Raw genomic sequence first — 12,833 nt, forward strand, 5'->3', positions numbered from 1 at the left:
TAGCCAGAAATCCAAAGTTGGGGTTGTCTGCGACCCCGGGAGACGCCTTGAGCGCGAGTGTGGCGCGCGATCCCATACGGTGCAGCGGTCCGGTGTTCGCAATGTGGGCCGGATGCGACCTGCCTACGGCACCACCATGAGCACCGTGGTTGCACTGCTGCGCTGACACGTGGCACTGCAAAGCGCCAACCAAGGTTGGTGACTACAGGGTCAGCCGCAGCATTGGTAGGTGCCAACCTTGGTTGGCAAGGCATCTACCAAGCGGGAAGAAAAAGGCCCCGGATCGCTCCGGGGCCTTTTCATTTCAGCTCACCATCGGATCAACGATCCGGACGGTGGGCGGTTTCCGCATCGCGCTGGCGTTCCATGAACTCCTTGGAGGGTTCATCCAGCTTGTCGCCCAGCATGCGGCGCACGACCACGAAGAACACCGGGATCATCAGCAGGCCGAGCAGGGTGGCGAACAGCATGCCGCCGATCACGCCGGTGCCGATGGCGTGGCGGGAGTTGGCGCCGGCACCGCTGGAGATCGCCATCGGGATCACGCCCATGATGAACGCGAACGAGGTCATCAGGATCGGGCGGAAGCGCAGGCGAGCGGCCTCGATGGTGGCATCGCGCAGGTTCTTGCCTGCGGCACGTTGCTCCACCGCGAACTCGACGATCAGGATCGCATTCTTCGCGGCCAGGCCGATCACGGTGATCAGGCCGATCTTGAAGAACAGGTCGTTGGGCAGGCCACGCAGCATCGACAGGCCCAATGCACCCAGCACGCCAAGCGGAACCACCAGCAGCACCGCCACCGGAATCGACCAGCTTTCATACAGCGCGGCCAGGCACAGGAACACCACCACGATGGACAGCACCAGCAGCAGGGTTGCGGCATTGCCGGCCAGGATTTCCTGGTAGGACATGCCCGACCAGTCATAGCCGAAGCCGGCCGGCAGGTCGTCGGCGACGATCGCCTCCATGGTCTGCATTGCCTCACCCGAGCTGGTACCCGGGGCCTGCGAGCCGACGATGTTGATCGCCGAGTAGCCGTTGTAGCGGCTCAGCGACGGCGGTGCCGAGACCCACTCGGACTTGACCACCGTGTTGAGCGGGATCATCGAGTTGGTGCCATCGGCGTTCTTGACCAGGCTGGACGGGCTGTAGAAGCTCTTCAGCGACTCCTGGCCGGTGCGGTACGGGCCATCGGCCTGCATGGTCACGCGCTTGATGCGGCCTTCGTAGAAGAAGTCGTTGACGTACACCGGGGCCAGCATCAGCTGGATGGTGCTGTACACGTCCGACACCGACATGCCCATCGACTGCGCCTGCACGCGGTCGACATGCAGCTGCAGCTGCGGGGCGTTTTCCAGGCCGTTCGGGCGCACGCCGACCAGATGGTCCGGCTTCTGCGCGGCCTGGCCGAGCAGGATGTTGCGCGCCTGGGTCAGCTGCTCGTAGCCGGCACCGCTGCGGTCCTGGAGCCACATGTCGAAGCCGCCGAACTGGCCCAGACCCTGCACGGTGGGCAGGTTGACCACGAAGATCTGCGCTTCCTTGATGCCGTAGAACGCGCCGTTCATGTTCTGGATGAACTCCGGCGCGGTGAACTTGCGTTCCTCCCACGGCTTCAGGCGGATGAAGCCCATGCCCACGTTCTCGCCGGAACCGACGAAGCTGAAGCCGGCCACCTGCAGCATGCCTTCATAGCCATCCTGCTTTTCCAGCACGCCACGCATCTGCGCGAACACTTCGTTGGTCTGGCCCTTGGTTGAACCCGGCGGCAGCTGCACGATCGCCAGCGCATAGCCCTGGTCTTCTTCGGGCAGGAAGCTGCCCGGCATGCGGGTGAACAGGAAGCCGCACAGTGCGGTCAGCACCACGAAAAGGATCATCCAGCGCGGCGCGTGACGCACCGCCGAGGTGATGTGGCCCACATAGGTGTGGCTGATCTTGTCGTAGTACTTGTTGAAGGTGCGGTAGATGATGTTCGGATTGTCGTTGTGCGTCGGCTTGAGGAACGTCGCGCACAACGCCGGGGTGAAGCCCAGCGCGAGGAACGCCGAGAACGCCATCGAGATGGCGATGGTCAGCGCGAACTGCTTGTAGATCTCGCCGGCGGCACCGCCCTGAAGGGCAGACGGGATGAACACCGCGGCCAGCACGACGGTGATCGCCACCACCGCGCCGGTGATCTGGGTCATCGCCTTCTGCGTGGCCGGCTTCGGCGCCAGGCCTTCCTCGGTCATGATGCGCTCGACGTTCTCGATCACCACGATCGCGTCATCGACCACGATGCCGATCGCCAGCACCATCGCGAACAGGGTCAGCTGATTGATCGTGAAACCGATCATCCACATGCCCAGGAAGGTACCGAGCAGGGCCACCGGGATGACCAGGGTCGGGATCAGCGTGGCGCGGAAGTTCTGCAGGAAGATCAGCATCACCAGGAACACCAGCAACACCGCTTCGAACAGGGTCTTGACCACTTCCTGGATCGAGATCTTGACGAAGGTGGTGCTGTCGTACGGCGAGAACCAGGTCACGCCGGATGGGAAGCTGGGCTGCAGCTCGTCCATCTTGGCGCGCACCGCATCGGCCACGTTCAGGGCGTTGGCGCCCGGCAGCAGCTGGATCGCGAAGGCACCGGTCGGCTTGCCGTTGTACTGGGTATCGAAGCCGTAGTTGTTGGCGCCGAAGGCAACGCGGGCGATGTCCTTCAGCAGCACGCGCGAGCCGTCAGGATTGGCCCGCAGGATGATGTCCTCGAACTCCTGCGGCGAGCTGAAGCGGCCCTCGGCCGAGACAGTCGCGGTGAAGTGCTGGCCTTCCGGCGACGGGTCCGAACCCAGCGCACCGGCAGCGAACTGCACGTTCTGCGCGCGCACCGCAGCCAGCACCTGGCTGGCCGACAGGCCGTAGCCCTGCATCTTTTCCGGGTTGAGCCAGATGTTCATGGCGTACTCGGAACCGAACTGCTGGGTGCTGCCGACGCCCGGAATACGCGAGACCTGGTCGAGCACGCGCGAACCGACGATGTCGTTCAGCGCATCACGGTTGATGGTCGGCGTATCGGACTGCAGTGCGATGACCATCAGGAAGCCGGCGTTGGCCTTGGCCACCACCACGCCCTGCTGGGTCACTTCCGAAGGCAGGCGTGGCGTGGCCAGCGACACCTTGTTCTGCACCTGCACCTGGGCGATGTCCGGATCGGTACCGGTCTCGAAGGTGAGGGTGATCGAGGCACGGCCGTTCGATGCGGACGAGGAGCTGAAGTACAGCAGGTGATCGATACCGGTCAGCTGCTGCTCGATCACCTGGGTGACCGATTTTTCGGTGGTATCCGCGCTGGCGCCCGGGTAAGTGGCCGAGACGGTCACCTGCGGCGGGGCGATGTTGGGATAGGACTCGACGCCGAGGTTGAGGATCGCGATCACGCCGCTGAGCGAGATCAGGATCGCAACCACCCAGGCGAAGACTGGATGTTCGATGAAAAATTTAGGCATGACGGAAGGTTCCCGTTACTGCTTGTTCGAATCGGTGGCGGCCGGCTTGGCCGCATCGGCCTGCTCGGGCTTGGCCGCATCGGCCGGTGCCTTGGCTGCGGCCGGCGCCGCGCCCGCCGGAGTGGCGCCGCCTGCGGCGGGCTTGCCGTTGGCGTCTTGCCCCGGGGTCCACGGCTTGGCCACCGCCGGTGCGCCTTCCTTGACCTTCTGCACGCCGGCCACGATCACCTTGTCACCGGCGGCCAGGCCGTCGCTGACCAGCCAGCTGCCGTTCTGTGCGCCATCGGTCTTGACGTTCTTGCGTACGACCTTGCCGTCGGTGCCGACCACCATCACGTAGCCGCCGGTGGTGTCGCGCAGCAGCGCCTGCTGCGGCACCAGGTAGGCGTTGTTGCGCTCGCCCAGGTTGGCCTGGAAGCTGACGAAGGCACCCGGCAGCAGGATCTGCTGCGGGTTCGGCAGCTGCGCACGCAGCGACACCGCGCCGGTGGCCGGGTCGACCGTGGTCGAGGAGAAGTCCAGGGTGCCCGGTTCGCTGTAGGTGCTGCCGTCTGCCAGCTTGACGTTGACCGTGGCCTTGCCGTCGCCGGACAGTGCCAGCGCACCCTTGGCCTGCTGTGCGCGCAGCTGGGTCAGCTCATCCACGCTCAACGAGAAGTTCACATACAGCGGGTCGAGCTGGTCGACGGTGGTCAGCAGGGTCACATCGCCCTGGCCGACCAGCGCACCTTCGGTCACCTGCTGCTTGTTGGCCACGCCACTGATCGGCGCGGTCACTTCGGTGTAGCCCAGGCTGATGCGCGAAGAGGTCACCGCGGCTTCGGCCTGCTTGACCGCGGCCAGCGCGGTGCGTTCGGCCGATTCGGCGTTGTCCAGGTCGGACTTGGACACGAACTGCTGCGGCGCCAGCGAGCGAGCGCGGTCGGCGGCGACCTTGGCGTTCGCGTAGGTCGCGCGGGCCGAGGCCAGCTGCGCCTCGGAGGCATTGAGCGAGGCGCGCAACGGGGCGGGGTCGATCAGGAACAGGGTCTGGCCCTGCTTGACCTGGGAGCCTTCCTGGTAGACGCGCTTGAGCAGCACGCCCGGCACGCGCGCGCGCACGTCGGCGCTGCGGAACGGCGACAGGCGGCCGACCAGCTCACGTTGCAGCGGCAAGGTCTGCGGCTTGGCGTCGATCACGCCCACCTCCGGCGGCGGGGGCGTCTGCTGTTCCGGCTTCTTGCAGGCAGCCAGCGCGACAGCAACGGCGCACGTCAAGGCAAGGGTGCGGAGTGGGGCGGTCATCAGGAGGAACTCCGGGGTTGGTTTGTAGACGGGGCCGGCGACGGCTGTGGCGCAAAGGCGCGCAGGAAGCTGTCGACGGAGAACTCTGCCCAGCGCCGACGCAGTTGCGCGTCATCACGATGGGGGGTATGGAAGCGCTGTTTGTCGAAATCCTGACCGGCGATCATGCTCAGCAGCAGTTCGGCCATGAAGTGCGGGTCGTCATGCCGGAGCTGACCACTTCTGCAAACGGTTTCAATCCATTCAGCAAGATGAAGCGTCAGCGCGCCGGCACCATGCCGGTACAGCGTACGCGCCTCTTCGGGAAACTGGGATGCGTCGGCGGCGATCAGCCGACAGGCCTGTCCTACGTGCGGCTGGTTGAAATGCTCCAGGAAGTCGATGGCGAACTGGAGCAGGCTGGCACGCAGGTCGTCACTGCGGAGTGCACGAACCATGGCGCCGGTGGCGTGGCCGACATGACGCTGCATCACCCGGCGCAGCAGTTCCTGCTTGCTGCCGTAGCGCGAATACAGGGTCTGCTTGGAGCAGCCGGCGTGCTGGGCCACCGCGTCCATGCTCATCTGCATGCCCTGTTGGGCCAGCAGTTCGCGCACGGCGTCGAACACGCGCTCATCGCGCGCGTCGAGGGCAACGGGGAGGTAGGCCGGATTCACGCGGTGGACTATACCGTCCAGTTCAGGATTGTGGAATCGCAGAGTCGTCGCTGCGTGTGTCTTCCCGTAACACGCTTTGCCGATCCTGTCGGTAGTGCTGCATGCCTTGATCACTCCATACCGGAGCGAACTGAATAGGCGTCTAAACCGCAGCAAACCCGAATCTACTTATTCCGTCCTGCAGCAAGGCCTTTTCGTGCGGTAGGGCTACAATTTCATTTTCCCAACTGAGCAAGCGCCCCGCTCTGCCATGAAACCGCAAAAGACCGCAGCCAAGACCGTGAAAAACAAGACCAAACCAGCAGAGTCGGAGGTCGCAGTGACCGCTGGTTTCTCCCTGGAGCCGGTGTACACGGCTTTGCGCAAGCGCTACCCGGCGGCCGCACAGGCCGAAGCAGTGGCCTTCGCCACTGATTTCTACAAGCGCATGGAGGCGGACGAGTTCCCGCACCACAGCGCCGAAGAGTGGGCCGCGCTCGCGGCTGAAACGCTGGAGTTCGCCCGTGCCCGCAAGACCGGCAAGGCCAACGTCCGCGTGTTCAATCCGACTGCCAAGGTCAACGGTTGGGAATCGCCGCACACCGTGCTGCAGATCGTCAACGACGACATGCCGTTCCTGGTCGACACCGTCACCATGTCGCTGGCAGAACAGGGCGTCGGCGTCCACGTGCTGGGCCACCCGGTGCTGCGCTTCACCCGCGACAAGGCCGGCAAGCTGGTCAAGGTCGGCGAGGGCCAGCTGGAATCGGTGATGCTGCTGGAGATCGACCGCCAGCCGGCCGAAGCCATGGCCGCCATCGAGCAGGCGATCAACAAGGCGCTGGATGAGGTGCGTGCGATCGTACGCGACTGGCAGCCGATGCAGGACAAGGCGCTGGCGCTGGCCGACGACCTCGGCAGCCGCCAGCTGCCGGTCGACGATGCCTCGCGCAAGGAAGCGCAGGAATTCCTGCGCTGGGCCGCCGATAACCACTTCACCTTCTTCGGCTACCGCGAGTACCGCGTCGAGAAGCAGGGCAAGGAAGAAGTACTGGCACCGCTGAACGACACCGGCCTGGGCCTGATGCGCGGCAAGGACAAGTCCGCTGCACGTCCGGTCAAGACCCTGGCCGCGCAGGGCCTGAACACCACGTCCGGGCTGAAGGACGCGCTGATCCTGACCAAGACCAATGCCCGTTCGCGCGTCCACCGCGCCGGTTACATGGACTACATCGGCGTGCTGGAATTCGACGCCAAGGGCAAGATCATCGGCGAGCAGCGCTTCCTCGGCCTGTTCACCTCCAGCGCCTACAACCGTCGCCCGTGGGAAATTCCGCTGGTGCGCCAGCGCTACGAACACGTGATGAAGCAGTCCGGCCTGGCCGGCTCGAGCCACAGCGGCAAGGCGCTGCGCCATATCCTGGAAACCCTGCCGCGCGAAGAACTGTTCCAGTCCAGCGAGGACGAACTGTTCCGCACCGCAATGGGCGTGCTGGGCCTGCAGGAGCGCGTGCGCAGCCGCCTGTTCCTGCGCCGTGACAAGTACAGCCGTTTCATCTCCGCGCTGGTCTACCTGCCGCGCGAGCGTTTCAACACCGACGTGCGCCTGCGCATCGAAGCGATGCTCAAGGAAGCGCTGCACGGTGAGTACGTGGACAGCTCGGTGGTGCTGGGCGAATCGCCGCTGGCCCAGGTGCACCTGATCGTGCGCCCGAAGCCGGGCGAAATGCTCGACGTCGATACCGCCGAACTGGAGCAGAAGCTGGCCCAGGTGCTGCGCAACTGGCAGGACGATCTGCGCGAAGCGCTGGTTACCCGCCATGGTGAAGCCGAAGGCCTGCGCATCGCTGCGCGTATCGGCAAGGCGCTGCCGGCCGGTTACATCGAAGACAACAGCACCGCTGTTGCCGCCAATGATGTCAGCCAGCTCGATGCCCTGACCGGCCCGGACGACCTGCGCCTGAGCCTGCAGGCGGTGCCGCGTGAATCCGGTGATGGCCTGCGCCTGAAGCTGTATCGCCAGCTGGATGACATCCCGCTGTCGGACGCGCTGCCGATGATGGAAAACATGGGCCTGCGCGTGATCGCCGAGCGTCCGTACCGTCTGTCGGTGGACAACGCGCCGGTGTACGTGCAGGACTTCGAGGTCGAATCGACCGCCGGTGCGATCGATGCCGCCAGCGTCGATGAAGCCTTCGGCGAGACCTTTGCCCGCGTCTGGCACGGCGATGCCGAGAACGATGCGTTCAACCGCCTGGTGCTGGCTGCCGGCCTGCACTGGCGCCAGGTCGCCATGCTGCGTGGCTACTGCAAGTACCTGCTGCAGACCGGCGTGCCGTTCTCGCAGGCCTACGTGGAAGGCACCTTCACCCGTTACCCGCTGCTGGCACGCCTGCTGGTGGAGCTGTTCGAAGCCCGCTTCGATCCAGCCACCGGCCACGAAAGCAAGGACGACATCGCCGCCGGTCAGGCCCAGCTGAAGGCACACCTGGATGTGCTGGCAGCCGGCGACGAGGCCACGCTGAAGGTGCTCAAGACCGTGGTCGATGCCCGCAAGGGTGACCGTGATGCGCAGATGCAGGCCGCGCGCGATGCGCTGCTGAAGCTGATGGACCGCGTGTCCAGCCTGGACGAGGACCGCATCCTGCGCTCGTTCATGGGCGTGATCGACGCGACCCTGCGTACCAGCTACTACCAGACCGATGCCAACGGCCAGCACGGCCATGTCATCAGCTTCAAGTTCGATTCGGCGCTGGTGCCGGACCTGCCCAAGCCGCGTCCGTACCGCGAAATCTTCGTGTACGGCCCGCGCGTGGAAGGTACCCACCTGCGCTTTGGTGCGGTGGCTCGTGGTGGCCTGCGCTGGTCGGATCGCCGCGAAGACTTCCGTACCGAAGTGCTGGGCCTGGTCAAGGCGCAGATGGTCAAGAACACCGTCATCGTGCCGGTCGGCGCGAAGGGCGGCTTCTTCGCAAAGATGCCGCCGGTGAACGGCGACCGCGATGCGATCTTCGCCAACGGTGTGGCCTGCTACAAGCTGTTCATCCAGGGCCTGCTGGACATCACCGACAACATCGTCAACAACAAGATCGTGCCGCCGGTGGATGTGGTCCGTCATGACATGGACGATCCGTACCTGGTGGTGGCCGCCGACAAGGGCACCGCGACCTTCTCCGACATCGCCAACGGCCTGGCCATCGCGCACGGCTTCTGGATGGGCGATGCCTTCGCCTCCGGTGGTTCGGTCGGTTACGACCACAAGGGCATGGGCATCACCGCACGCGGTGCGTGGGAGTCGGTCAAGCGCCACTTCCGTGCGCTGGGCCGTGACAGCCAGAGCCAGGACTTCACTGCGGTCGGCGTCGGCGACATGTCCGGCGACGTGTTCGGCAACGGCATGCTGCTGTCGCGCCACATCCGCCTGCTGGCCGCGTTCGACCATCGCCACATCTTCCTGGACCCGAACCCGGATGCGGCCACCACGTTCGTCGAGCGTGAGCGCCTGTTCACCGTGCCGCGTTCGAGTTGGGCGGACTACGATGCCAAGCTGATCAGCAAGGGCGGCGGCGTGTACCCGCGCAGCCTGAAGTCGATCGAGATCACCCCGCAGGTGCGTGAAGTGCTGGGCCTGGACGAGAGCGTCAAGGCGCTGTCGCCGAACGATCTGATGAGCGCGATCCTGAAGGCGCCGGTCGACCTGCTGTGGAACGGCGGCATCGGCACCTACGTCAAGGCTGCCAGCGAGCAGCACAGTGACGTGGGCGACCGCGCCAACAACGCCCTGCGCGTGAACGGTGGCGAGCTGCGCTGCAAGGTGGTGGGCGAGGGCGGCAACCTGGGCATGACCCAGCTCGGCCGCATCGAAGCTGCCCAGGCCGGCGTGCTGCTCAACACCGACTTCATCGACAACTCGGCCGGTGTGGATACCTCCGACCATGAAGTCAACATCAAGATCCTGCTCAACGATGTGGTGCGGGCCAAGAAGCTGACCGTTGAACAGCGCAACAAGCTGCTGGCGTCGATGACCGACGAAGTGGCCGCGCTGGTGCTCAACGACAACTACCGCCAGAACCAGGCCCTGAGCCTGATGGAGCGGATGGCGGTCAAGCGCCTGGGTTCCAAGCAGCACTTCATCCGCACCCTGGAACAGCAGGGCCTGCTCGATCGCCAGATCGAATTCCTGCCGTCCGATGCCGAGCTGTCCCAGCGCAAGGCACGCGGCCAGGGCCTGACCCGTCCGGAACTGTCGGTGCTGCTGTCCTATTCCAAGCTGGTGGCGTTCGCCCAGCTGCTGGATTCGGACATCCCGGAAGATCCGTACCTGTCCAAGGAACTGCAGCGCTACTTCCCGACCCCGCTGCAGAAGAAGTACGCCGACGCGATGGAGCGTCACCGCCTGAAGCGCGAAATCATCGCCACGGCCGTGACCAACCAGACCATCAACCGCATGGGCGCCACCTTCCTGATGCGCATGCAGGAAGACACCGGCCGTTCCATCGCCGAGGTCGCCAAGGCGTACACCATCAGCCGCGAGACGCTGGACGCACGCGCGCTGTGGGCACAGATCGATGCCCTCGACGGCACGCTGCCGGAGTCGGTGCAGATCGATGCGCTGGAAGTGATCTGGAAGCTGCAGCGTTCGTTCGTGCGCTGGCTGCTGTCGCGCCCGGGCCCGATGCCGGGCATCACCGAGGCGGTCAACCGCTACCAGGGGCCGTTCAACGACATCCGCGTTGCTTCGGGCGTGCTGCCGGATTCGCAGCGTCCGACCTACGAAGCCCTGGTGGCCGAGTGGAAGGAAAAGGGCCTGCCGTCGGCACTGGCGCAGCAGCTGGCCGAACTGCACTTCCTGGAGCCGGCGTTCGACATCATCGAACTGGCCCGCACCCGCAAGCTGAAGCCGGTGGATGTGTCCAAGATCCACTTCCGTCTGGGTGACGCACTGCAGCTGCCGTGGCTGTTTGAGCAGATTGACGCGCTTGAGGTCAATGGCCGTTGGCACGCGGTGGCACGTGGCGTGCTGCGCGACGAACTGGCTGCGCACCACCGCAGCCTGGCCGGTCAGGTGCTGGCCACCAAGGGCAGCACCGCTGAAGCCAAGGTGGCCGCGTGGATCGGTCGTGACGACAGCAGCCTGCGCTTCACCCTGGCGATGCTGGCCGAACTGGCCGAGCAGAAGACCCTGGACTATCCGACCGTCTCGGTCGCGGTGCAGCGTCTTGGCCAGCTGGCCGCGCACGGCGCGTAAGTGATGTAGTGCCAGGCCACGCCTGGCATGCGTGAACCGGAACGGCCCCGCGAAAGCGGGGCCGTTCTGTTTCTGCCTTTGGCCTTTTGCGACCACCTGACCCGACCCCGGCTGTGAACCTGCAAGGTGGATGACCGGCATATCCGCCGGGACCGTGAGCGCCATGGATGGCGCGATCGAGCCGCCAGGGACGGGTTTACGGCGTGTCCCGGCGGATATGCCGGTCATCCGCCCCGCGCGGTCCAACCCCCGGCGCTCGGTTATGCTCTTCACCAGTTCCCCCCGGATCCACCGATGAGCGACACCCCCCGCATCGCTTTCCTGGCCAGTACCACCGAACCTGCACAGATGGCACGCGCAGCGATGGTCTCGCGCTATGGCGACCACGCCCCGGACCAGGCCGACGTGCTGTGCCCGCTGGGCGGCGATGGCTTCATGCTGCAGACCCTGCATCGGCATGGTCACCTGGGTAAGCCGGTGTTCGGCATGAAACTGGGTACCGTGGGCTTCCTGATGAACCAGTACCGTGGCGACGATGACGTGCAGGCGCGCATCGCCCGTGCCGAACCGGCCAACCTGCGGCCGCTGGAGATGGTGGCGTTGACCGAATCGGGCACCAGCACCGGTTCGCTGGCCTACAACGACGTGTCATTGCTGCGCCAGACCCGGCAGGCCGCGCATATCGGCATCGACCTCAACGGCCAGGAGCGCGTGGCTGAGCTGATCGGTGACGGTGTACTGGTAGCCACCCCGGCTGGCAGCACCGCCTACAACTATTCCGCGCATGGTCCGGTGCTGCCGCTGGGCTCGCATACCATCGCCCTGACGCCCTTGGCACCGTACCGGCCGCGGCGCTGGCGCGGGGCGATCCTCAAGGCCGACACCGAGGTGCGCTTCCGCGTGCTTGATCCGTACAAGCGCCCGGTCAGCGTCACTGCCGACTCGCACGAGACCCGCGACGTGGTCGAAGTCACCATCCGCGAGTCCAAGGACCGCCGGGTGACCCTGCTGTTCGACCCGGAGCACAACCTGGAAGACCGGATCCTGAGCGAACAGTTCGTTTTTTGAGGACAATAGGCCGCCGGCCCCGCCGATCGCTTTGAAGGACCCCCACCGATGGGCGACAACTCCCCCCGTTTGCTGACCGTCGCGGTGACCTCGCGCGCCCTGTTCGACCTCGAGGAAAGCCACGCGCTGTTCGAGAGCGATGGCGTGGCGGCCTATGCCGAATTCCAGCGCCAGCATGAGGACGACATCCTCGGCCCCGGCGTGGCCTTCCCGGTGGTGCGCAAGCTGCTGGCGCTGAACCAGGGCGCCAGCCCCGAGAACCCGCGGGTCGAGGTGATCCTGCTGTCGCGCAACTCGGCCGATACCGGCCTGCGCATCTTCAATTCGATCCAGCACTACGGCCTGGGCATCATCCGTGCGACGTTCACCGCCGGCGAGCCGACCTGGCCGTATGTGAAACCGTTCGGTACTGACCTGTTCCTGTCGGCCAACCCGGAATCGGTGCGCAGCGCGCTGCGCCATGGCATCGCGGCGGCCACCATCCTGCCCAAGCCGCCGGGCGAGACCGCCGCTGCGGCTGCCGACCAGATCGATATCACGCGCCCGGCCGGGCAGCTGCGCATCGCCTTCGATGGCGATGCGGTGATCTTCGGTGACGAGAGTGAGCGCATTTCGCGCGAGCAGGGCGTGGAGGCATTCGGCCGGCACGAGCGCGAACGTGCGCGCGAGCCGCTCAGCGGGGGGCCGTTCCGTGGTTTCCTGTCGGCCCTGCATACGCTGCAGGAAGTGTTCCCGGCGGGGGATAGTGCGCCGATCCGCACCGCGCTGGTGACCGCGCGTTCGGCGCCTGCGCACGAACGGGTGATCCGCACCCTGCGCGAGTGGGGCGTGCGCCTGGACGAGGCCCTGTTCCTCGGTGGCCGCCACAAGGGCCCGTTCCTGCAGGCGTTCGGCGCCGACATCTTCTTCGATGATTCGCAGCACAACATCGACAGTGCCCGCGAGCATGTGGCCGCTGGCCATGTGCCGCATGGCGTTGCCAACGAGGGGTGAAACCATCCCGGGTGGGTGCCAACCGTTGGTTGGCACTGCCATGCATCGGCGCCCACCAAGGTGGGCATCTACCAAAGCGCTGTACCCCCTGTAGTTGCCAACCTTGGTTGG

The 12,833-nt window shown here is 65.5% G+C and carries 6 protein-coding genes; 3 read left to right on the forward strand and 3 right to left on the reverse strand.

Annotated features, from left to right (window positions below; translation table 11 throughout):
• Positions 1-320 precede the first annotated feature (320 nt).
• From AC13GA_RS07865 to AC13GA_RS07875, 3 genes are read right to left on the reverse strand one after another with little or no spacing between them, the layout of a single operon-like run.
• The gene (locus AC13GA_RS07865; RefSeq protein ID WP_046982642.1) at positions 321-3,494 is read right to left on the reverse strand and encodes a multidrug efflux RND transporter permease subunit; all 3,174 of its coding nucleotides are present in this window, start codon (positions 3,492-3,494) and stop codon (positions 321-323) included.
• Between the two features lie 15 nt (positions 3,495-3,509).
• Complete coding sequence (locus tag AC13GA_RS07870; RefSeq protein WP_253079006.1) at positions 3,510-4,778, reverse strand: efflux RND transporter periplasmic adaptor subunit; 1,269 nt, start codon at positions 4,776-4,778, stop codon at positions 3,510-3,512.
• On the reverse strand, positions 4,778-5,434 hold the full coding sequence (locus tag AC13GA_RS07875; RefSeq protein ID WP_046982640.1) for a TetR/AcrR family transcriptional regulator: 657 nt from the start codon (positions 5,432-5,434) through the stop codon (positions 4,778-4,780). The genes AC13GA_RS07870 and AC13GA_RS07875 overlap by 1 nt, the downstream gene beginning before the upstream one ends.
• Positions 5,435-5,684: 250 nt before the next feature.
• Here AC13GA_RS07875 and AC13GA_RS07880 point away from each other — a divergent pair, with 250 nt between their 5' ends.
• The 3 genes from AC13GA_RS07880 to AC13GA_RS07890 all read left to right on the forward strand — a co-directional run bounded on the left by AC13GA_RS07880 (position 5,685) and on the right by AC13GA_RS07890 (position 12,722).
• The gene (locus AC13GA_RS07880; RefSeq protein WP_426355584.1) at positions 5,685-10,661 is read left to right on the forward strand and encodes an NAD-glutamate dehydrogenase; all 4,977 of its coding nucleotides are present in this window, start codon (positions 5,685-5,687) and stop codon (positions 10,659-10,661) included.
• A gap of 294 nt (positions 10,662-10,955) precedes the next feature.
• Complete coding sequence (locus AC13GA_RS07885; protein WP_046982638.1) at positions 10,956-11,729, forward strand: NAD kinase; 774 nt, start codon at positions 10,956-10,958, stop codon at positions 11,727-11,729.
• A gap of 48 nt (positions 11,730-11,777) precedes the next feature.
• Positions 11,778-12,722 (forward strand): 5'-nucleotidase, encoded by a 945-nt coding sequence (locus AC13GA_RS07890; protein ID WP_012511563.1) that lies wholly within the window; start codon positions 11,778-11,780, stop codon positions 12,720-12,722.
• Positions 12,723-12,833: the final 111 nt, after the last annotated feature.

This window comes from Stenotrophomonas sp. 22DLJC03, assembly GCF_056861405.1.